Origin of the sequence: Fibrobacter sp. UWR4 (assembly GCF_003149045.1) — a bacterium.
Classification (GTDB): domain Bacteria; phylum Fibrobacterota; class Fibrobacteria; order Fibrobacterales; family Fibrobacteraceae; genus Fibrobacter.
Map to the genome: position 1 here is coordinate 71,100 of NZ_QGDU01000009.1, position 22,582 is coordinate 93,681.

Here is a 22,582-nt window from a genome sequence, read left to right on the forward strand (position 1 = left end):
TACTTCCCTAATTAAAACAATCCTTTAGACTCGGTTTTTTCCAAAAGTGTCAAAAAATGTGTTCCTTGAAAAGCTATATTGAGGGCGTGAAATCTTTAGAGAGAGTATTTGTTGCTTTAGGGACAAATCTTCCGAACCGTTCCCATCATTTGGAGGCTGGCCGCCAAATGTTGAAGAAAGTGTCCTCGGGGGAATGGCAGGAGAGTCCTGTCTACGAAACCGCTCCGGTAGGTCCGGAAGGTCAGGGTCCCTATTTCAACCAGGTGGTCAGCTTCCTGTATTCTGGAACTGCAGAGCAGCTGCTTTACTATCTCAAAGGATCGGAATTTATTCTCGGTCGAAAGGATCGGGGACACTGGAATTCCAGAGAAATAGATCTGGACCTGCTCTATTTTGGAGGTCAGACCTGCGAAGGAAGGCTGATTGTTCCCCATTCCCAAATTACGAATAGGCAGTTTGTGTTAGTACCGCTAAATGACATTGCTCCTGACTGGGTGGATCCAAAGACGGGGCTAACAGTGGGAAGCATGCTGGCAAGCCTTCTTGAAAAGGAAGGAAAGAGTGCGTTTCGTGTGATTACTTCGGAGGAACCTTAAATATGCTGACTGAAAAAGGCGTTCATTTTTTGGCTATTGAAGGCGTCATTGGCGTCGGCAAGTCCTCCCTGGCGCAGATTATCGCAGAACGTTGGAAGGCTGTACTCATTGAGGAAAACTTTGCCGAGAATCCCTTCCTGGAAAAATTTTATCAGAATAAGGAAGCTTACGCTTTCCAGACCCAGCTGTTTTTCTTGCTGGATCGCCACAAGCAGTTGCAGAACTCCGCCTTGCAGAGTGACCTGTTCCATGACTTGCTGGTAAGTGATTATACCTACGAAAAGGACCAGATCTTTGCTGCCCAGAATTTGCAGGAAAGCGAATATGCTATGTACGAGCAGGTGGCAAATACCTTGAATAAGGGGGTGCCTCATCCGGATCTGGTTGTGTATTTGCAGGCTAGCGTACCTACCTTGCTAGACCGTATTCATGGTCGCGGTCGTGCAATGGAAAAATCCATTGAAGGTTCTTATTTAAAGGCTCTCATGGAGCGTTATGACCATCATTTTTGGAATTATCCCTATGCTCCGGTTTTGATTATTAATACGGATCATATTGATTTTGTCCATAATGAATCTCACTTACAGCTTGTGCTGGATGCTATAGCGTCCTGCCCCAAGCAGACGACATATTTTGTTCCAGAAGGTAAATAAATGCAAGTTATTAAGTCAATCGAATCCTTACGCCAAGCCTTGAAGCCGTTGGCTGCTCAAGGTAAGACCATCGGTCTTGTTCCTACCATGGGGGCTCTTCACGAAGGTCACGGCGCCTTGATTAAGGCGTCTGTAAAGGAATGCGATGTCACCGTGGTCAGTGTGTTTCTGAATCCGATCCAGTTTGGAAAAAACGAGGACCTGGATAAGTATCCGAAACGCCTGGAAGCTGATGCCAAATTGGCTGAGAATATTGGTGCAGACTTCGTATTTGCTCCCTCCGTCGAGGAAATGTACCCCGAAGGCGACCCGCTGACCATGGTTCGCGACGAAACTTTGGAAAGTCTCTACTGTGGTTCTTACCGTCCGGGACATTTCCGTGGCGTTCTTACGGTGGTTTCCAAGTTGTTCCTCATTACCAAGGCTGATCACGCCTACTTCGGTGAAAAGGACTATCAGCAGGTGTTCCTCATTGAACGTATGGTGAAGGACTTGAACTTTGACATCCAAATTCATCGTGTTAAGATTGTTCGTGAAAGCTCTGGCCTTGCCCTGTCTAGCCGTAACGAATATTTGAGCGAAGAAGAACGTGTCCGCTCCTTGGGCATTAGCGCTGGTCTTAAGCTGGCTAAGGATGCTTACGACGTTGGCGAACGTAGCGTTGTCCGTATTCGTGATTTGGTGGTGAAGTCCATTCTCGCCAATCGTGGCCAGGTTCAGTTTGTGGAAGTCGTTAATCAGAAGGATCTGCAGAAGTTTAACGGCATGCTCAAGAACGAAGACAAGGTTGTCGTTTTGGTGGCTGCATTCTTCGGAAAGACTCGCCTGATTGATAACATTGAATTGAATTAATCCTTACATAACAGCGACGAGCTGTTTTGATGGAAATGGAAAAGACCTCGGTTCAACCGAGGCCTTTTCTGTAATACTTAAATAATTTGGACGTGGCCTGTTATTTTTCAGTTGCGGTAAATACGCCGTCCCAGACTTCTCCTTCTACCACAGGCGGGTTCTGCTTGTATTCCTTGCAGCGCTTGATGTAAACATGGGATGGTGTGGTTTTGCTACCCGGATCTCTATCGGGATGATGGGGCTCCAAATCCAGACACTGGGTAAACAGTGCAATGGCTTCGTCCCATTTCATTTCCAGATAGCATCTGCGGGCTTCTTCCCAAATCTTTACCAGCTTCAGAAGATTGGCTTCCTGTTCCGGAGTACACCTTGTCTTGGTAAGGAATTCAATTCTTGCATTGTCTTTTCGTTCTCGTTTGGGCTTGATGCGCAGGACGTTGATTTCTTCATCATCGGCGTGTCGGGTACGCTCAAGAATTTCGAACGTCTTAACAGGCTGGCTCTTACCAACTACTCGAACAGTATCGAGAGAACGATAAATGAATTTGCCTCTCACCAGCATCTTCTCGGTGTCTTCGCTGATCTGAACGTATGCACCGTACTGCTTGGCTGCACTTTCAAGACGGGCAGCCAGGTTCACTGCGTCGCCCATCATGGTGTAGTTCTTACGCATGGTTGAACCCATGTTTCCTGTCACGATGTCGCCGGAGTTAATACCGATTCTCATGTGCATGTCATGAACAACCTTGGGCCAGAAATCACCTTGGCTTTCCCATTTCTTACGGAGCTGCATCAGCTTTCTCTGCATACCCACTGCTGCATCGCAGGCACTTTGGGCATGGTTCGCCAAGGGGGCGGGGGCGCCGAAGAATGCGATGATGGCGTCACCTTCGTACTTGTCCAATGTGCCTCGGTTGTCCAGAAGAGTGTCCGTCATTTCAGTCAGGTATTCATTCAAAAGGGTAACCAATTTACTCGGGTCACCGATTTTTTCTGAGAAGGTGGAGAAACTTGCAATGTCGGTGAAATATGCGGAAATGTGGGACTTGTTACCGCCAAGACTAGGCATAATTTCCTTGTTCACCATGTCATCGATCAGTTCAGGAGAGATGTACTGTTTAAATACGCTGTTGATGAACTTCTTTTCTCTGTTTTCAAAGTAGAACTGGACCACCAATGTAATGATGTTGATGAAGATGACCGTAAGCAACTGGCGAGAAACGCCGATGTAGAGACCATTTCCAAAGTACTTGTAAGCGACTAAGGTATAGGCCGTCATAATGATGACGGAAATTGCTGCGGAGAAGTATCCCTTAAAGTAGAGACCGGAAATGACGCAGAGCAGGGCCAGGAACATGATGATGATGGCTTGTTTCTGATCGTCCATTACCACGAGGTAATCATCTTCAAGAATGTTCTTGATGATGGTTGCATGGATTAGCACGGCTGGATAGTTTTCTTCGTGAGTGGCACTCACAAAGTCAAATAGGGCCGGAGCTGCAGAACCGAGAATGAAAATCTTACCTTGATAGAGACCTGGATCAATTCGGTTTTTAGTGACGTCATAGTAGGAAAGATGCTGGAAGGTTCTCTTGGATTCTTCAGTGTTGTACTTACCCTTGTAGTTAACGCGGAAGCTGCCATACTTGTTGATAGGTACTTTCTTTTCGCGGCCAAAACGCAGTTCCTGACCAGGTTTCAGAGCGTCAATTTCTTTCTCGTTAGTAGCCTGAATTTCTCGAATGACAATGTCGGAAAGAATGGCTATGTTGGACATCCATGCTTTCTTTGTCTTGCTAAAGTGTAGATCCATATCCAGGGAAAGATGGACCGGCTTGTTGATGGGAAGATTCTGGAGGGAATCCTTAAAGTAATCCAGGGTATTTACGATATAGTCTGTGATGACGGCTTCGTCATCGTTGTCTTCGTCTGTGATGATGTAACGGTTGGCTCCTTCCTCGTCGGCTTTCAGGGTAAATCCTTCATGGATTGTGATTTCATTGCCCGCCTTGGCGGAGTCGAGCATTGCCTGGGATACGTCAAGGAGAACGCGGGAAAGTTCGTCTGAAAGAACCTGACCTTCAAAAATTTCGAAGTTTACATTTCCTTCTTCAAGTCGGGTGGCAATCACCTTGGATGAAATGTCCTGGAAATCCAGGGAAGCTTTCTTCTTGATATCCTTTTCTGACAGGCGCTTCTTCAGCTCCTTGAACATGGGGTAGCTGAAGTTGGGGTATGTGGTGTGCATTTCTCCCTTCTGATCCTTGTAGATGCCGAAGGGCTTGCCGAGGTTGATGTACTTGCCTGTCTTGATTTCCACATTCTTCGGATCCTGGTGGAACAGGTGAAGAATTGTCATTAGGGACATGGTAGAGTAAAGCTTTACATCCGCATCTGGATATATTTCCGGATTGGGGAAGCGGTAAAGCATGGATACGCGACGAACCACACCATCGTTGTCTGGGTAGGCGTTGACAGAACCGAGCTTGGCTCCTGCATTAGCTAGTTCAGGGAAGACGTTGTCCAGCAGGTCCTTGGGTTCAATGAATTCAGGATGATCTACCTGTTCAAGATTGAATGTGGAACCGTAACCTACTTCAGCGGCACGCTCCTCTGTACTGAGTGGACGCCACTGGGATTCGAACTTATATGCCTTGGAGTCGTCAAACATGTCGCATACAATGGATACGCCTCCGTCTGCCACGGAAGATACGAGCATGGAATCGTAGTTATAGTAAGAACGAATCTTGGAATCTAGGGAATCCCAGTTTTCCGTGTCATTCACATCGTGCAATAAGTCTCGAACCTGCTTTGTTTTCAACTTTCCAAAGTCGGCGGTCTTGAACATAATATCGAAGCCGATAGCGGACGCCCCACCGTTGTTTAAGTTCTTTACCACGTCAGCATGGATAAAACGGTCCCATTCGTTATAGGGGCCCAACTTGGCCAGTGCAGGTTCGTCAATATCTACAATGAGGATGTTCGGGTCGTAATTGTTGGCTAACTTGATTTTCGCACTTCCGGTGGCAATATCACCATCGGTGATCTCGTAGTCCCCGTCTAAGGCAGCATCGAGATTTTCATCAGTGATGTTTTTCGAGAACTGGTCGTAGAAAATGTTCTCCAGCGATTCTGCCGCTTTTCTAATTGAACCGTTTAATTCGTTTTGGGAACTGCCGAAAATAATGAGCAATGCCACCACGATGGAGGAAGCGATGACGCCTGATAAAACTTTCTTGACTTGTTTCGAAAACTTTATTTGCATGGAAGGAAAGATAATAAGATAAGGATGCGTGTCATTTGAATGACAAAATTATAGACTATATTTGAGAAGTAAAAATCGGAGGCGATTTGGCTACTCAAAAAAAGAAAACGGCTAAGAAAGCTTCAAAGCCGAAATCCGGGGGAGTAAAAGGGGCTGACGACCAGGGGTTTGGTCGTATTATTGCTGGTTGGTTTTTGCTGGCAATCGGTGCTCTCCTTCTTTTAGGATGTATCAGTTCTGTCTATAGTGGGGAAAATGGCAATTGGTTGGGCCCTTACCTGGGCGGAATCGTTCCTCATGCCATTACCCTTCTGTTTGGTAAAGTTGCGGTAATTCTCTTTACCTTTGCTCTTGTTTCCTGGGGTGTTACCCTTGCTTTTGCGGGTAAAATCCTGCGCTGCTCTGTGGGTCTTTCCTTATTGACCTTGAATGTGGCTTTTTTGCTTGCTCTTAAGAGTTACGGCGAGACTCGTGTGGCTGATGAAGTCTTGCTATCCAATGGTGGCCTTGTTGGACAGTTCTTTACTCAGAATGTGTGGGTTTCCATCTTTGGAACGGCCTCTGCCTTGGCTCCTCTTGGAATTTTGGTGGTTACCCTTGGCTTAATACTTATTGTTTCCTTTGGTCTAAGGCCTAGACATTTTGGCTTCCTGGTTCAGGGCTCAAAATGGATGACGTCTCAGCTGTCCAGAAAAAAGGACGAAGTGGAAGAGGCCGAACCTGTCGAAGCTACCATTGTGGAACCTAGTCGTAAAAAGTCCAAAGAGTATGTCGAAGAACCTGCGGTTTCCAGCCGTAAGGGCATCTACATGGATGACAATACCGTTTTTCTGGAACCGGACGAATTTAAGATTAAACGTAAAGGAGTTCTATCTCCCTTTAATGGACGGAAAAACTGGCTAGATCAGGATATGAGTCTGGAAAGTATTTCCGATATGCCAGGTGAAGATGTTGATATTGGCAAGGATACCTTTGTCAAGGAACCCGAAGTTCCGCAGACGATGGCATCCGAAGGACCTTCCTCGGCTGGTGCAGAATACGACAAGAACGAAGATCCTGAAATTCGCAGGTTGGAAGAGTATTTGCGCTTGAATAGCCGTAAAATGAATGCTCTTGAAATTGTTGAAGTGAAGGAAAAAATTTCCGCCCTTCGTAGAGCAGGTGATTTGATTGCCTGGGAAAAGGACCGTAAAGGCCGTATGCAGGTAAAGGGCGATGTGCGTCGTGAAGGTGCGGTCGCAAATGCAGCAGGATCGACTTTGCCGCCTCAGGCTGAAGATGCTGCTCCTGTGGATACCCCTGTGGCTACTCCTGTGGCAGCTTCTGTAGCAAGTCCTGTTACGGGGCGAAATACGGTTCTGAGCAGGAATATTCTTCGTAAGAACGAAGTTCCGGAAGTAGCTTCCGAACAACCTGTGGTGAACGCAGAGGATCTCTTGGGTGGGGATGGCGCTGCGACGGAATTCGACAATGCTCCTGAATCCGATGATGATACTTTCGCCCCTGTAGTTTATGGCGCCGACGAGGATGAACCTCAGGAAGAACCGGAGTTCCAGGATAAGACCCTTGTGCCGTCCGGTATGGCGTCTACCATGAAGGCGGCGAGCATTCCTGTTCGTGAACCTACTGCTTATGACGAATATAAGGTCCCGACTATTTCAGAAATTCTCAATGATCACGAGGTTCAAACTGCGGATTACACCGAAGATGAGCTGAATGCTATCGGCAAGATGCTGGAAGAAAAACTGGAAAACTTCAAGGTGAAGGGCCGCGTGATCGGCTGTGAAACCGGCCCCATGATTACCCGCTTTGAAGTGGAACCTGGTCCTGGCGTAAAGGTGAGCCGTTTTACCGCCTTGCAAGAGGATTTGGCCATGCCGTTGCGAGTGTCTTCCGTTCGTATTTTGGCTCCGATTCCAGGAAAGGCTGCTGTTGGCATCGAAATTCCCAATCGAAAGTTCCAGACTGTTTTCAGTAAGGATGTTTTCGAGAGTGAAAAATTTGCTCCGACTCCCGAAAAAATTCAGGTTGCTTTGGGTAAGGATATTACGGGAGAAGCTTTCACCATGGATTTGGCAAAGGCTCCTCACTTGCTGATTGCCGGTCAGACAGGTTCTGGTAAGTCTGTCTGTATCAATGCTCTTATGGCAAGTATGCTGTTCAGTAAGACTCCGGACGAACTTCGTATGATTCTGGTGGATCCGAAGGCTGTGGAATTGAAGATGTATGAAAACATTCCGCATCTTTTGGCTCCCGTGATTACGAAGCCGGAAATTGCCATTCAGGCACTCCAATGGCTTTGCTATGAAATGGATCGTCGTACCGAAGTCCTTGCAACCGCCAAGGTTCGTAACATCGGTGGCTTTAATGCAAAGTACGAAGCGGGTGAATTGCCTGATGGTATCCCTGATGAAGACAAGGGCCATCGCATGCCATTCATTGTGGTAATCATTGATGAAATGGCTGACCTTATGATGGTTGCCGGTAAGGAAATTGAAAAGTCCGTGGCGCGTTTGGCCGCAAAGGCTCGTGCTGTTGGGATTCATCTTGTGCTTGCTACCCAGCGCCCTTCCGTGAAGGTGATTACAGGTATTATCAAGGCAAACTTGCCTACACGTATTAGCTTTAAGGTGGCGTCCCAGATTGATGCCCGTACTGTGATGGATCATGCGGGTGCAGAAAAACTTCTGGGTCGTGGTGATATGCTGTTCAAGGCTGTGAATGACCCGGATCCGGTTCGCGTTCATGGCGCATATCTCAGCGATGAAGAAGCCGAAAAGCTTGCTGACGCCTGCTCCAACCAGAATGTCTTCTATCCTCAGGTCGAATCCTTCGATGTTTCCGAAGGTGTGGGTGAAGACGATGATGGGGAAGGCGGCAAGCAACTTGGAAAACTTGACCCGTTACTGTTTGATGTGGCGTGCTGGGCTATTGAAGTAAGCGGCCTTTCTACTTCTGCAGTGCAGCGTCACTTTAGCGTTGGGTATAGCCGTGCTGGCAAGATTGTGGACCAGCTTTATGGTCTTGGTGTTTGCGGTCCCAGCAAGGGAAATTCCAAACCTCGTGCCATGCTGGTCGGTATGGATGAACTGATGCAAATGGAACGCTCTGGAACTTTTAGATAGATATGAATTATCACCTTTCGTCCCCCTCCTTCCAACAGTCTACTTCCTACTGTCTACTTCCTACTAAAATATGAAAGAATACGCTCCTTCAAAAATCAATTTGTTTCTGGATGTAATCCGCAAGCGAGAAGATGGTTACCATGATTTGGGCTCCGTTTTCCAGACTGTAGATGCTGGCGATACTGTTTCTGCGGAAGTCCGCGACGACGGTGAAATCGTCCTAACTTACAATAACCCGCAGGAATATCCTGTCCAGTCGGATCTGGTTTATAAGGCCGCTGTAGCTTTAAAAGCTTATGCAGTTGAACAAGGTGTTGCTGGTGCTGAAAAATTTGGTGCTGACATCTATCTTGAAAAAGTCATGCCTCTGGGTGCTGGGCTTGGTGGAGGCAGTGCTGATGCCGCAGCGACTCTTCGCCTTTTGAATAAACTCTGGGGAGTGGATTTCCCGGCGGAAACTTTGGAAGCAATTGGTGCCAAATTAGGGGCTGATGTTCCTTTCCTGGTCCGTGGTGGCACTGCTTTTGTCGAAGGCATTGGCGAAAAGTTGACTTTCATTAGTCCGTTGCAGCTACCCGAAGGGCAATACTTGCTGATTTGCACCCCGAAGGATGCTGTTCCCACGAAGGATGCCTACGCAGGAGTTGCCAAGTCTGGCCCTGCCCGTTGGGATGCCTATAAGGCTTCCGCACAGTCCGGTTCTGCAGCAGAGTTCCTGCTTCAGCCTGCGTCCTTCTTCAACGCTTTTGAAGGATCAGTCTTTCCGTTGCATCCGTTGGTGGAGTCCATGAAGGCGGAATTCATCCGTCTGGGAGCCAAGTGCGCCCTGATGTCAGGTTCTGGAGCTTCTGTTTTTGGGATTTTCCAGTCTTTAGATCTTGCAAATCAGGCCGCAAAGGCTATGGAATCCATTTCCCGCTATCAAAAAGTCACTCGCTTTTGGGTGCCCGCCCTTTAAAATACTGGCATAAATACTATATTTGCGCCACCATTGGGATATCGTCAAGTGGTAAGACAACGGATTTTGATTCCGTTATTCGCTGGTTCGAGTCCAGCTATCCCAATGTTTTCTTTTCTTTAAACTCAAATGGAGTAATAAAATGGAACTCACTAAGCTCGTTGCAACCTCGAGAGTGTTAGGCAAGAGCCGCGACAACGCACGCCTCCGCAAGGCTGGCCAGATTCCGGCTTCCTATTATGGTAAGGGTATGGAAAACGTGAACATCAGCGTTAGCGCTGCTGATCTCCGTAAGGTCCTCGCCCCGGGCAAGCGTTACACCCTTCTTGACCTCGTCATCGATGGCAAGGAAGGCAATGCTGCTGTTGTTTATAACTATCAGAAGGATCCTCTGACTCAGGAAATCATCCACGTTGACTTCCTGAAGATCGACGAAACCACCAAGGTTAAGGTTCGCGTTCCTGTTAAGCTGAACGGTCTTCCGGTTGGCGTTAAGACTCAGGGTGGTACCTTCGCTCAGCAGAACCGCTACATCCAGTTGGCTGCTGCTCCGGCAAACATCCCGACTTTGATCGAAATGGATATTTCCGAATACCCGGCTCCCACTACTTTCTACGCCAAGGATCTCAAGCTGGCTGAAGGTGTGGAACTGGCTTGCACTCCGCGCGTGGTGATCTTCAACATCACTGCTAAGCGTGGTGCTAAGGCTTCCGAAGAAGCTTAATATGACCGCTCGCGCAGTACGTGAGGTATAGAACCTACGATAATGCGCTCGCTCTCACAAAAACGCCCCTGGTTGATACCAGGGGTGTTTTTGTTCACGCAAAGACCGCTCGCGCAGTACGTGAGGTATGGAACCTACGATAATGCGCACGCCTTGGCAAAAATGCCAGGTTGCTCCAGAGATTTTTTGTTCACGCAAAGACCGCTCGCGCAGTACGTGAGGTATAGAACCTACGATATGCGCACGCCCTGGCAGAAATGCCAGGTTGCTCCAGAGATTTTTTGTTCACGCAAAGACCGCTCGCGCAGTACGCCACCTTGTGCAGTATGCTTGTTCAAGCGGATAACGTCAATAAAAAAAGCACCCAAACGGGAGCTCTTTTTGTTTTTAAACGTGTTGGTACTACAGTTCCGGAATGGTGACGTCGTAGGTTGCCTTATGGCCTGCTTCGTCCACAATCTGGATGGTAATGGTTTCGTTATCCTCGGGTAGCTGTTCGCCCAGAATAATTAGTTCTCTTGGTTCGGAATCGTATTCCACCGGAATCCACCTGTTCTTGTACTTCGCGGTAATTGCGTTGCCATTTTCGATACCAGCGTACTTATAGATCAGGGGAATCTTAAGAGCAGGTGCATGGAGCCCGCCGAAGATGGTGGTACCCCAATAAGCGAAGCCTAAGGTCGGAGGATTGGGGTTGTCGATGGCTGCAATATCGCGAAGTTCATTTGCGCTTGCGCAACGATTCTTGCCCTTGGTCTGCTTGCTGAAGATAAACCAGTTTCGGCTGGTTTCGCCAAGCCAGTAGAGAGGTCCCTTGGCGGTATTTTCATCAATGCAAATATCCCACTTTCCAAAGAATTGCATTCCCTTGGGATGGAATTCAAAGTAATCCAAGCTGTCAGTATGGTGCTTCACAAAAGCCAAAGCTGTATTGCCGTTGTTGCTGATGTTTGTAACACCGGAAAGTCTCTGGAGGATTTCCATGCCGTCTACCTGAGCCTTCCAGTTGATGTTGGAAACTTTGTTTGCCTGGTAATGGATGTAGATCTTGTCTTCTTCGCTTGCGTTCTTAAACTTGATGTAAGATACGCTGGGGAAGATTTCTCCAATCTTTGCTACGGTTGCATACTTCTTGGGGAACATCTTGCAGAGCGTTCCAGACAGAAGGTTGTCGTCCTTGTCGTAGGCTTCGAAATCAAAACCGGCATCGCACTTGCTAAAGTCGATCATGGCTCTGGACAGGTACGTGAACAACGGAGTTTCCTGATAGTGGGTCTTTGCGAAAGGAACATTTCCCTTGCAGTTGGGTTTTAGGTTGAACTTCTTGGTTGTAATGTTGCCGTTGAAATCTTCCACTTCCAGGCGGTAGGTGGACTGGGGAGGAAGCCCAACCTTGATGAAATGCCAGTCACCCAGAGTGTCTGCTTCTTCTGCCCACAGAAGTTCGTCACGAATCTTGATGGAGTTGGGGAAGGAGATGGTGTCCTGAACCTTGCTGAAAACTTTTTCGTCGTAGCGGTACAAGTCCACGCGACGTACTGCCATGGGGTTTTCCTTAGGAAGTCTACTGTAGTCTACGATCTTAAAGGCGACCTGTACGGGGACATCGTTTTCAAAGGTGTTTTGGATCGGGGTTTCTACGCAGCCCATTTCCAGGGCTTCCTTCGAAGTGAAGGTTACATCGTTCTTGTAGAGTGCCGCAGCTGCAAAAACCTGGGGTGCGATGGAGTCTGCACAAAGAACGTCATGGCCGCAAGGAGAAAGCACCTTGTTGTCGTTCATCTTCAATTCCAGATGGAGATGGGGGTTGCCGATGCCTGTGCTACCCGCAAATGTCAGAGTATCGCCTTTTTTGTGAACGGTATTGGGGGTGAGGGAAACGTCGTTCTTCTTGGAACTGATCATCTTTTTCATGACCAGGGAGTCCAGGTGAGGACCGAAGCTGCTTTGGTGGGCGAACACCCAAGTCTTTCCGCTGTTGCCCTTGTAATACATAACCTTGCCGTATCCGTAGGGCGAAACCTTCACTTCCTTCACATAGCCGTTTTCCGGAGCGTATACCGCCCAACCTTCTTCCATGTCTGTGGAGTAATCGATGCCCATGTGATAACGGGTACCGCGATTTTCGCCAAAGGAGGATGTCAGATAGGCGGTCTTTCCGAAGGGGCTGTATTTAGGGGCTTCAGGCGCAGCGGCTTCCTTACCGGCTGCGGGGCGCTTGCTGAAATCTGTGTTGTCGACATTGACGCCATTCTGTGCAGCAATGCAGTCTTCGTAGGCGAATGCATCCATCGTTTTTTCGTCACATTCTTCTGCAAAGGAGATTGCTGCAGTGACGAGTCCAAATATGGTAATGAATTTGAGCTTGTTGAACAAAATACTCATATTTCCAAATCCTTCCTTTCGAACAAAATATACAAAACGGAAAGAGAGACTATTGACGACTATGTTCCGAAAGTCCGATAAAACGGGTTTTTGTAGTATTTAAACGAGAAAAGACCCGCATTACTGCGAGTCTTTTTTCAGTGGAGCTAAGGAGAGTCGAACTCCTGACCTCCTGCATGCCATGCAGGCGCTCTACCAACTGAGCTATAACCCCATTAGGGTATGCCAAATATTGAAATTAATTTGAGAATTGTCAAGGGGAAGAAAGCTTTTTTTTGAAAAAATGGTATAAAAGCGGGGGGTGGGGATGGTTTTATCCCGTTTGTCTGCCTAAATTTTGTTGCTGTTAAGGTATAAATTGCGTGGGAAAGCTAAAATTATACCGTTTGATTGATCGTATTGCGGTAATTTTTACTCACGCATGCGGCTAAATTAATGCCTACTTGACTGATATAGCGGGATAAATTTGCACGAATCTTCTTTTTTATCCCGTTATGGCGATTAGGTACTGGATTTCGACGCTAAATAGAACACGACGCCTCTTCCTTCAAAAAACAAAAAACGCAGGTTCTACCCTGCGTTTTTTTCGTCTCGCGTCCTCCGAGTGCATTTGCCGCCCACCACCTTAAAGTGTAGCTGCGGGCAATCTCCTCTTCAAAGCGCGCTTGCAGGCGACCTCAAGGTTCTAGGCTATAAAGCCGCCCTCAAACCTCAGCGCGAAACGCCCTCTTATACCTTCTCGATCTTCACGGATTCGATAATTACGTCTTCGTAGGGGGCATCGCGGCGATCTGTTTTTACGCCTGCGATTTCATCCAGGACTTCGAAGCCTTCATAGAGCTGGCCGAAGACGGAGTAACCGGCGTTGGGACCGTTACCTACGTTCGGGTTGCCGTGGTCAAGGAAGTGGACGTCGTCACCGTGGACGATGAAGAACTGGGAGCCGATGGACTTGGGCATCATGGTCTTTGCCCAGCTGAGGGCGCCGCGCATGTGGGAGAGGCAGTCGTCGTACTTGTCGTCGATGGTGGTGCCCGGACCCTTGGCGGAGTGGCCACCGGTACCGTTACGGTTGGTGAAGTCACCGCCCTGGATCATGAAGTTCTTGATGATGCGATGGAACGGAGCTCCGTCGTACTTGCCCTGGTTTGCAAGGTCAATAAAGTTCTGAGCGCATTCGCCGACGCGTTCCGGGAACAGGCGCAACTTCATCACGCCGTGGTTAGTGGTCATAATGGCGATGGTTTCGCCAGCCTGAGGCTTATCCAGCTGATTAAATGCCATGGAAATCTCCTGTTTTAGTTGTTTTTTACGCAATATACATAAAAGCCCACCGAAGTGGGCCTTTTTTTAATTGATGGAAACGATTTTTGATTGTTTACCTACGGTGATAATGTAGGTTCCCGCGTGGAGCAAGGTCAAATTCACTATTGTTGATGCCGCTTGGCTTGCGTGAATGACTCTGCCTTGCATATCCATTACCGCAATGGGGGCTCCTAGAGAATTGGAGCGAATCTGTATATTGTGCCCTCTGATCACAAGGTCAAATGATTTTGGAACTGTCGTGGGCCAGATAGATTGCTTGTTCGAACTGCTGCTTGCTGCAGGTACGCTCGTGCTGCTGCTAGACGATGTAGAAGACAATTCGGTGTTTGATTCCGCCGATGAAGAGGAATCTACTGTACTTTCGGAGGAAGATTCCGGGTCTATAGAAGAGGATGATTCTTCTGTACCGCTGGAGGAGGATGCGATGGAACTTTCTGAAGACGATATGACCATTTCGGATGAAGATGAATATGCTTCGGCGTAGCTTAAACCCTGGCCATTCAGTAATGGGTACGGATCCTTGCCGATAACCTGTCCCCAGACTTTTCCGTTGATACCGCCTTCAATAACGTTTCCGTCTTTGTCCTTTTCGATGTAGTTGTACAGTTTTTCGAATATTTGACCGTCCTTGTAGGAGTTTCGGGTGTTCTGGACTTCTTGACCTGTGGGGTACCAGTATATGTAATAGAAAACGTTGTCAAGAGTTGGGACGCCTGCTTCGGAATAGTTGTGTTTATGCTCTTTTATTAGTTTAGAATCGCTTGCATCGTAGGAATTCTTGATGACAATGGAGTTTTCCGTAACGGCGAAAAATCCGTATCCAGGTTCATCTTTTTTGTTAAAGGGACTATATATTGTGGTTGTGCCAATATTGTAACAGTTGGCTACAATTCCCGTTGCGTCATTGTATTCGATGAGTCCGCTGACATAATTGTTGAGTCCATACACGTTACCGTCGTTATAAGTTTGCTGAATATCAATGGTTCCTTCGGCGTACCCGGCAATTCCTCCCGCTTTGCCGGCCTTTATGTTTCCACTGTTATGGGAGTTAAATACCTTTATGAATCCATTTGCTCTGGCGAAAAGTCCTCCAGTAACGCCGCTTAGCCTGTAGTCGTCGCTAGACTTTAGCGTAATATCGTAGGTGAGGTCTCCTTCGTTGTAAGAGTTGAAAATAATAAGGGAGTCAATTGTGAGGTCGCCCAATAGTCCGCCGAATGAGGGCGTCTTATTTGTGTATATAATGTTATTGAAGCCTGGGGCGTGTGTTGTGGTGATATTACCCTTATTGTAGCAACTGTCTAGGAAGATAATCTTTGCCTTTTGGGATTTTGCTAGAAGTCCTGCTGCAGGACTGCCGTAACTGTTTTTGTGGAGTATGTCTCCCTCATTGACTCCCTTGGTAATCCTGGTTACAGATTCCGTTCCGGTGGACAGTAATAGACCTGCTGCCGATGAATCGGTGGAGATAAAACTCTTGTTGGATACATCGTTCATTGACAGTGTTGCATAATCAAGGATTTCGGTAACCATGCCGCTGGCAGTGCCGGTACCGACAACAAAATTGTCGGAATGGGTGTTGGTAATGTGTACTTCGCTATTTGCATGTACTGTTGAGATAAGGGAGCTTGCCTGTTTGCCCCTGAAATAGGAATTGGCGATAGTAAGGCTGTCGATGGTCAAGTTGCCTGCGTTGTTGATGAAACTAACCTTGTTCTTTGCATCGCTTATGTAAATTCCGTTAATGCTGTGGTTTGCTCCGTTGAAACTACCGCTGAAGGGAACTTCGGATGTGCCCATGGGAACCCAGGACAAGAACGATTTTTCAAGGGCTTGGTTAACCGAGTCCTTTGCCGTAAGGACGTTCTCGTTTATTGTAATATCTGCTGTAAGTTTTCCACATGCCGGGGCTTCCTGTTCAAAACCGTCAAGGCCATTTACTATGTATGCAAAACCGTAAAGTTCCTGGGCGTTGCTGATTTGGTAACAGCCATTGACCTTCTTCGGCTCCTTGACTTCATACCATTGGGCGTAAAGGCTAACTTCTTCCAAGTTAATGTAGGAAAGATGCTCTATTTGGTCTTTGGGATGGTAGGTTGTTCCTGATCCGTCCTTCTTGGAATTCCATCCTGTAAAAATGTGTTTCTTGCGAATAGGAATTTTTGAACTGAGGGTTGCATTATCTCTGGCCGCAGAGTACGATGTACTGAAATTTTTCATGTCTTCTGAACCATTGACGTCATAAATAATGGTATAGATTATGTTGTCAAAGGTAGTGTTAACGATAGTTTCTGCGTCCTTGATGGTGATGGGGTAGGTGTTGACCGTTGAGCTTGTCTCTACCTTTGTAGTGTCGTCTCCATTGATGACTAATAGACGTTGCAGATAGCGTCCTTTGGAGGGAAGGGCTTTGTAGTATACTGTTGAGCCTGCAGTTGTACGGAGCAGATAGACTTCGCCGCTTTCGTCCGTAAAAGTGACTTCGCCAACGGATGCGGAAAACACTGGGTCGCCCCATTCTTGCTTGATGTGGATTGCGTCTTCTGTTTTGAGTACTCCGACCTTGAATGTGACGTCATCGACGATGTTGACTGCGCAACCGCCACCATCCATACATTTGACGATTGAAGATTTTGAATCGCCTTCAATTGTTATGCTGGACCAGGTATAGTCCGAGGGGGTAAAACAAGACATGCTGTATACAGGAATGTCGTAATGCATTGCTGTGACATCGGATAGTTCACAGTTAATTCCGCTCATCCCGGAATAATCAAATGACACTTGAAAACCGAAAGATGTTGTAGCAAGGAAAAACGCTGCAGCAGCAATGCGCTTTGATATCTTCATTTTAGCTCCTTTTAACCCCGTGGGCAACGTAACGATGCAAATGTAAGAAAATATTGGGGTGTTTTGCCCATTATTTTCCGCTAGGGTGTAGTGAGATTTTTCAAAAAAAACTAATTTCGCAAGTTAGAGATTTATAACCCAACGAAGAATATGAAAGACAACTGCAAAAAGATTCGTGAATTGCTGTCTGCCCAGGCTATGGAATTTGCCTTGGATGAGATGGCTGCAAAAATCGCAAAGATCCATCCTTCCGCAAATGACCTGGTCATCCTCGGTATGGCTAGCCGCGGTATCCCTCTGGCAAAGAAGCTGAAGGAACGCTTGGACGCAAAGTTCGGCGGCTCCGTGGAATTCGGAAGTTTGGATGCAACATTCTACCGCGACGATTTCCATTACCGCAAGCACGTTTCCACCGAGATGCGCATTACTGAAATGCCTGCTTCCGTAGAAGGCAAGACTGTGATCCTGGTAGACGATGTGCTTTACACCGGTCGTTCCACCTTGGCTGCTATGCGAGCCATCCTGGATCTTGGACGTCCCGCAGCTATCCGTCTTTGCGTGTTGGTGGACCGCGGTCACCGTGAACTTCCCATTGCCCCTGACTGCGTGGGTCTGGCTGTTGAAACAGCCCAGAATCAGGAAGTCCGCGTGAAGATTGAACCTATTGATCAAGAAAATTCTGTTACTCTCGTAGAAGTGGAGGCTTAAAGTGAGCGCTTTGCAAATCAAGCATTTGTTCGGGCTCCAGGGCGTGTCCAAGCAGGACATCCGCACTATTTTGGACCATGCAAAACAGTTCCGTGAAATTCTGGAACGCCCGGTAAAGAAGGTTCCTAGCCTTCGCGGCATGACCGTGGTGAACCTGTTCTTCGAAAACAGCACCCGCACCCGCACCAGTTTTGAACTGGCAGAAAAGCGCCTCTCCGCAGACACCGTGAACTTCACAACCGCAAGTTCCAGCGTGAAGAAGGGCGAGACTCTGGTGGATACCCTCCGCAACATCGAGTCCATGAAGATTGATATCGTGGTGGTCCGCCACAAGGGAACTGGCGTTCCCAAGTTCCTGGCTGAACACAGCAACGCCATTGTGGTGAATGCTGGCGACGGCGCCCACGAACATCCTACCCAGGGTCTTCTGGACATGCTCACCATCGAAGAAAAGCTTGGCACTCTCGAAGGCAAGAAGGTGGCGATCATTGGTGACATTCGCCATAGCCGCGTGGCCCGCTCTAACATCTGGGGTATGACTACCATGGGCGCACATGTGACTCTCTGCGGTCCGTCTACCTTGGTTCCCCGCAATACCGAATTGCTCCAGTATCCCGAACTGGCTGGCTCCGTCAGCTGGGAAACCGATGTGAAGAAGGCTGTTCAGGATGCGGACGCTGTAATTGCACTTCGTTTGCAGAATGAACGTATGGACGACGCACTTCTCCCTAGCACCCGCGAATACCGCAACTTCTTTGGCATTACCGAAGAGGTGCTCGCTTGCTGCAAGGACAAGGTCATCATCATGCATCCGGGTCCCATCAACCGCGGCGTGGAACTGGATTCCGATATCGCCGACGGTGAACATTCCGTTATTCTCGATCAGGTGACCAACGGCGTTGCAGTCCGTATGGCAGTTCTCTTCCTTTTGGCTGGAGGTCGCAACAATGAAAATGCTTAATCATCGTGATTATTACACCTGCAGTCAGGTGGTGCTGAAGAACGTTAAGTTCTGGACTGGTTCTAAGTTTGAATCTCGCGATCAGCTTGTCTTGGATAGTCAGAAGGGTTTTGCTGCAGGCGAAGTTTCCGCTTCTGCAAAGGTTGTTGATTGCAAGGGCGCTCTTGTGATGCCCGCTCTCTTTGGCCTTGGCCTTGATTTTAAGGAACCTCTCCGCGATGACGTTTATACTTTCGCAGACGGTTTTGATGCAATGCGTAAGGGTGGTTTCTACGGCGGCCTTTATGAAAGCTCCGCAAATCCCATTGATGACGCAGACAAGTTTACCGCCATGGTAAATCGCTTTGACATTGGCGGTAAGGATCAGTGCTGCGCAAATGATTTTGATGTGAAGTTCCTGGGGGCCTATAGTAAGGGCTTTGGTACTGACAGTCTAGCCGAAATGATGGAGTTAGCTGAAGCAGGCGTGGCTGGCTTTGGTGATGGCAATGGCGCCATTCCTCATTCACGATTCCTCCGTCTCGCCATGGAATATGGCAAGATGACTGGCAAGCGTTTCTTCTTCCTGCCTATGGACAAGACTCTCCGTAAGAGTGGCTGTGTTCATGAAGGTGCTTATTCCGATATGCTGGGGATGAAGGGCATTCCTCGCATTGCTGAAACGATTGCGGCCTTTACCGTTCTTGAAGCAGCCCGCTTCCTTCAGGTGCCCGTGCATTTCAAGCAGGTAACCTGTGGCGAAACTTTGGACTTGATCCGCAATGCCCGTAAGAACGGCATGGACGTTACCTGCGACGTTGGCATCTACCACCTGCTGTTCGACGATTCCTGCCTGGAACTTCTGGATTCTGCTTATCACGTTCTGCCGCCGTTCCGTTCCGCAAAGGATAGGGAAGCCCTTTGGGCTGGCATTGTAGACGGTACAGTAAATGCCATTAGCATGAACCACACCCCGGTGCTCCGTCAGGATGCCGATGTGAACTTCGAAGATTCCGTTCCTGGAGCATTGTCCCTGGAAATTGCTCTCCCTGCAATTTGGAACAAACTTGTGGAACGTGTTGGTGAAGCTCGTGCGATCGAACTGCTTTCTACCGCTCCCGCTAATTTGGTTGAAGCGGAACCTGCCTATGAAGTCGGCTCTGATAAGCAAGCAAATGTGGTTGTCCTGGATGCATCCAAATCTCATGTGGTTTGCCGCAAGGATTTCTCGGGCCATGTCTGCAATACCCCGTTGATGGGTCAGGAACTTTCCTCCTCTATCGTGGGTACGTTCATCAATGGAGTCTGGACGGAGTTCTAGCCTATGATTCCTGATCCGCTTCAATTAGTCTGGATTGCGTTCTTTGTAATCTCGTTTCTCGTGCTGTTGGTGCTTATTGAAATTCACCGCATTAACTATAAGCGCGAGAATGACGAGATGTTCGGAACGGAAGCCTTCGAAGATAAGGTGAGGGCTTTCTTGTTCACGGACAAGGAACGCAGGACTCTTGAAAAGATGATCAGAGCGTCATCCTTTGAAAACAAGGACGCTGTCATTAATTCTTCCAGTCACTTTGAAAAGGCCGTAACAAATTTTTACGATTTTCGTGATGTATTCACCGTTCGTGACGAAACCGTTGAGGCGGTAGAAAGTATCCGCAACAAGATGGACTTTACCGCGAGCAATCCCTTGACGGAAGTGTGTTCGACAAGGCAGTTTAATGTGGGGGACCGTATCGACCTGTTCTTGGACGAAGGCAGAGTCTTTAAGCATTCTGAGATCGTATGGCGTACGGAAAAGGAATGGGCTATCTCTTATGATGGATCCTGTGGACCTGCTAATTTCTTTATTGAGAAGGAGGTGCTGGTCCGCTGGACTCGTCCCGGTGATGCAGTTTATTCGACTCCACTTACTGTTCGTTCCTGTACCGGCGATTCTCTTGTTCTTCCTCATTCTGCGGAACTGGATAAGCGTCAGCTCCGTCGTTGGGTTCGTGAACAGGTGTCTTTTCCGGTAAAGGCGGCATTCCCCGATGGAGGTGTTATTGGCGGTGCCTTGATAGATCTTTCTGCAGGCGGTATTATGATTGGCTTGCCTGTAGTCTGTGAGCCAGGACAGCACCTGCATATCGAATTTGAATTGCCCAGCTTTGGTATGGAAAACGTGGAAATTGAAATCCTGCGTAATCTTGGACAGAAAAGCAAGGAATATCCAGATTTTTACTGCCTGACCGCTTCCTTTACGGGTAAGTTTGGCTGGACTCAGGAACGTGTGCTTCAGTATCTTTTTGAGGTCAGTAAGGAACGAAAGAACAAAGAAATCCAGGAAAAAAAGGAAAAAGTGAGCTAACTAGTTCATTTTCAACGAGTTAGAGTTGATTCTCGCTTGACATTTGACTTTTATAAAGGTAGAATTTAGGTGTAATGTTTTCCAATCGGAGTTTATTTTGGCTTTAGGATTGATTGCGAAAATTCGTGGCGAACGCGAGACCGTCGGCATTGATGTTGGACACTACAGCATCAAGCTTGTCAAGGTGTTGCATAATTCCCGCGGTGGAAGGATTGTGGTAGATGCCGACCTGGAAAAGGTTCCGGATGGTGCTGTCGTCAATGGAGAAATCCAGACTGGCGATGGCGAAGGTGCCGAAGGTGAAGGCGGCAAGACCGAAAAGAGCGGTGCAGAACTCCTGGCCGATGCTTTGAATAAGCTCCTTTTGAGACATCCTGTGGATGATTCCTGTGATGTCGTTATTTCTGTAAACTGTGGTGCTGGTGCTGGTGGTGTCCTTGTGGACCGACTGGCTGTGAAGGTCCCCAAAAACGGCAACGAGGCCGCAATTATCCTTCAGACCGCCCAGTCCCGTCCGCCCTTTGATGATACGGACAACGTGGTGGACTTTGAAGTTGTCTCTCGCGAAAATGAAGATGTCAAGGTCAATGTGGTGGCTGCAAAGAGTGGCCTGCTGGAATCCTGGGCGCAGTTCTTCATTCGTCGTGGCGTCCGTCCGTCGGCGGTGGATGTAGATATTTTTGGTCTTGTAAATGCATTCTTTGCAACAGCAAAGGAAGACGATCTGAGTGCAACAACCGCCATTTTCAATATTGGCGAAAAGAAGATGAGTGTTGCTTTCATGCAGGATGGCAAGTTCCATTCCATGCGAGCCATGACTGGTGGTTCGTTGGATATGGTCATTCGTAAGACCTGCTCCAACTTGGAAATTAGTGCCGATAAATGTCACGAAATTTTTGATACAGGTGACATGGCTGTGGTGGATGGATTCTCTGAATCCGAAGTGGAAGCTGTCCTGAAGGATGCTTACGAAGATCTCATGGCCCAGATCGATTTCGGTATCCGTTATTTCTCTTCTGCAGAAGATACCAAGTCTTTGAACCGCATTCTTTTGGGCGGTGGTGGCGCTGCTATCCCTGGCCTTAAGGAATTTATTGCTGAACGTACTGGTCTGGAAGTTGAAACCGTCAATCCTTTCAGCCTTGTGGAATGTGATGCAAAGGTCTTGGGTGCAAATGGAATCTCTGTAGCCCTGTCCAACATCTACGCCCCGGCTCTGGGACTTGCATTGAGGAAATTCTAATGGCTGCTAAGAAAAAGACTACTCAGAGAAGCGCCCTTGCGATTTCCATCAACCTCTTGCCTACGGAATTCCGTAAGAAGCAGAAGGATTTCTCCTGGGTAACTGATCGCCGTACCATTTGGCCGACGCTTGCTCTTATTGCGGCAATCGTCTGTGCTTCAATGGTGTTTAGTTACATTGACGAAACCATTAACGGCTTGACTTCTGAACTTGAACGTGTTCGTTCCGAAGTGGAAAAACAACGCCCCTTGCTTACCAAGATTGATGACCTGGAAAAGAAGCAGGGTGTGGTCAATACCAAGATTAACTCCCTGAAGTCCATTCAGGTGAGCAAGAAAAGATGGGTGATGTTGTTCGAAAACATCTCCTCCGTCCTTCCGCCTAACATGTGGATTACCAGCATTAACCAGATCGGTAATATGGACCTGGAAATGAAGGGAACCACTTTTGACTTCTCCGAAGTGGCCGAATATATGGTCAAGTTGGAAAAGCAGGTTAGTGTGCAGAACGTTTCCCTGGTGACAATCTCCACGACTAAGGTCGATGGGGAAGAAGCCTATAGTTTCACCATCAAGATGGTTATGAACCAAGACCTTGGGGAGAAATGATT

At 47.9% G+C, this 22,582-nt stretch carries 16 protein-coding genes and 2 tRNA genes; 13 read left to right on the plus strand and 5 right to left on the minus strand.

Annotated features, from left to right (window positions below; genetic code table 11):
* Positions 1 to 56 precede the first annotated feature (56 nt).
* Genes folK through panC form a run of 3 tightly spaced genes read left to right on the plus strand, consistent with a single transcriptional unit; the run spans position 57 to position 2,101 of the window.
* A complete protein-coding gene (folK, locus tag BGX12_RS05265; protein WP_233246268.1) occupies positions 57 to 596 on the plus strand; it encodes a 2-amino-4-hydroxy-6-hydroxymethyldihydropteridine diphosphokinase in 540 nt (179 codons plus the stop codon).
* A gap of 2 nt (positions 597 to 598) precedes the next feature.
* Positions 599 to 1,249 carry a deoxynucleoside kinase gene (locus BGX12_RS05270; protein WP_109735037.1) on the plus strand — a complete coding sequence of 217 codons (651 nt, stop codon included), beginning with the start codon at positions 599 to 601 and terminating at the stop codon, positions 1,247 to 1,249.
* Positions 1,250 to 2,101, plus strand: a complete 852-nt coding sequence (panC, locus tag BGX12_RS05275; RefSeq protein ID WP_109735038.1) for a pantoate--beta-alanine ligase — start codon at positions 1,250 to 1,252, stop codon at positions 2,099 to 2,101. It abuts the gene before it with no gap.
* A gap of 100 nt (positions 2,102 to 2,201) precedes the next feature.
* Here panC and BGX12_RS05280 read toward each other — a convergent pair whose 3' ends face one another.
* Positions 2,202 to 5,366 carry a CHASE2 domain-containing protein gene (locus BGX12_RS05280; RefSeq protein ID WP_109735039.1) on the minus strand — a complete coding sequence of 1,055 codons (3,165 nt, stop codon included), beginning with the start codon at positions 5,364 to 5,366 and terminating at the stop codon, positions 2,202 to 2,204.
* A gap of 86 nt (positions 5,367 to 5,452) precedes the next feature.
* Between BGX12_RS05280 and BGX12_RS05285 the strand changes: the two genes are divergently transcribed.
* The 4 genes from BGX12_RS05285 (at position 5,453) to BGX12_RS05300 (ending at position 10,173) form a co-directional block, all read left to right on the plus strand.
* Positions 5,453 to 8,491, plus strand: a complete 3,039-nt coding sequence (locus BGX12_RS05285; protein WP_109735040.1) for a DNA translocase FtsK — start codon at positions 5,453 to 5,455, stop codon at positions 8,489 to 8,491.
* A gap of 70 nt (positions 8,492 to 8,561) precedes the next feature.
* Complete coding sequence (ispE, locus tag BGX12_RS05290) at positions 8,562 to 9,449, plus strand: 4-(cytidine 5'-diphospho)-2-C-methyl-D-erythritol kinase (RefSeq protein WP_109735041.1); 888 nt, start codon at positions 8,562 to 8,564, stop codon at positions 9,447 to 9,449.
* A 34-nt stretch (positions 9,450 to 9,483) separates the two neighbouring features.
* Positions 9,484 to 9,555, plus strand: a tRNA-Gln gene (locus BGX12_RS05295).
* A gap of 36 nt (positions 9,556 to 9,591) precedes the next feature.
* Positions 9,592 to 10,173, plus strand: a complete 582-nt coding sequence (locus tag BGX12_RS05300; RefSeq protein ID WP_109735042.1) for a 50S ribosomal protein L25 — start codon at positions 9,592 to 9,594, stop codon at positions 10,171 to 10,173.
* Between the two features lie 402 nt (positions 10,174 to 10,575).
* On the opposite strand, the gene BGX12_RS05305 is transcribed toward BGX12_RS05300, so the two are convergent.
* The 4 genes from BGX12_RS05305 to BGX12_RS05320 form a co-directional block, all read right to left on the minus strand.
* Positions 10,576 to 12,558, minus strand: a complete 1,983-nt coding sequence (locus BGX12_RS05305) for a M23 family metallopeptidase (protein ID WP_109735043.1) — start codon at positions 12,556 to 12,558, stop codon at positions 10,576 to 10,578.
* Between the two features lie 141 nt (positions 12,559 to 12,699).
* A tRNA-Ala gene (locus tag BGX12_RS05310) sits at positions 12,700 to 12,772 on the minus strand.
* 515 nt (positions 12,773 to 13,287) lie between these two features.
* The gene (locus BGX12_RS05315; RefSeq protein WP_109735044.1) at positions 13,288 to 13,842 is read right to left on the minus strand and encodes a peptidylprolyl isomerase; all 555 of its coding nucleotides are present in this window, start codon (positions 13,840 to 13,842) and stop codon (positions 13,288 to 13,290) included.
* Positions 13,843 to 13,908: 66 nt separating this feature from the next.
* Positions 13,909 to 16,731 (minus strand): InlB B-repeat-containing protein, encoded by a 2,823-nt coding sequence (locus BGX12_RS05320; RefSeq protein ID WP_109735045.1) that lies wholly within the window; start codon positions 16,729 to 16,731, stop codon positions 13,909 to 13,911.
* A gap of 150 nt (positions 16,732 to 16,881) precedes the next feature.
* Here BGX12_RS05320 and pyrR point away from each other — a divergent pair, with 150 nt between their 5' ends.
* The 6 genes from pyrR (at position 16,882) to BGX12_RS05350 (ending at position 22,580) form a co-directional block, all read left to right on the plus strand.
* A complete protein-coding gene (pyrR, locus tag BGX12_RS05325) occupies positions 16,882 to 17,439 on the plus strand; it encodes a bifunctional pyr operon transcriptional regulator/uracil phosphoribosyltransferase PyrR (protein ID WP_109735046.1) in 558 nt (185 codons plus the stop codon).
* Between the two features lies 1 nt (position 17,440).
* A complete protein-coding gene (locus BGX12_RS05330) occupies positions 17,441 to 18,400 on the plus strand; it encodes an aspartate carbamoyltransferase catalytic subunit (protein ID WP_109735047.1) in 960 nt (319 codons plus the stop codon).
* Complete coding sequence (locus BGX12_RS05335; RefSeq protein ID WP_233246269.1) at positions 18,387 to 19,700, plus strand: dihydroorotase; 1,314 nt, start codon at positions 18,387 to 18,389, stop codon at positions 19,698 to 19,700. Before BGX12_RS05330 ends, BGX12_RS05335 begins: the two co-directional genes overlap by 14 nt.
* 3 nt (positions 19,701 to 19,703) lie before the next feature.
* Positions 19,704 to 20,729: a PilZ domain-containing protein gene (locus BGX12_RS05340; RefSeq protein WP_109735049.1), complete on the plus strand. Its 1,026-nt coding sequence runs from the start codon at positions 19,704 to 19,706 to the stop codon at positions 20,727 to 20,729.
* A 97-nt stretch (positions 20,730 to 20,826) separates the two neighbouring features.
* Positions 20,827 to 21,972 (plus strand): pilus assembly protein PilM, encoded by a 1,146-nt coding sequence (gene pilM, locus BGX12_RS05345; protein WP_109735050.1) that lies wholly within the window; start codon positions 20,827 to 20,829, stop codon positions 21,970 to 21,972.
* Positions 21,972 to 22,580: a PilN domain-containing protein gene (locus tag BGX12_RS05350; protein ID WP_109735051.1), complete on the plus strand. Its 609-nt coding sequence runs from the start codon at positions 21,972 to 21,974 to the stop codon at positions 22,578 to 22,580. Before pilM ends, BGX12_RS05350 begins: the two co-directional genes overlap by 1 nt.
* The last annotated feature ends 2 nt before the right edge of the window (positions 22,581 to 22,582 follow it).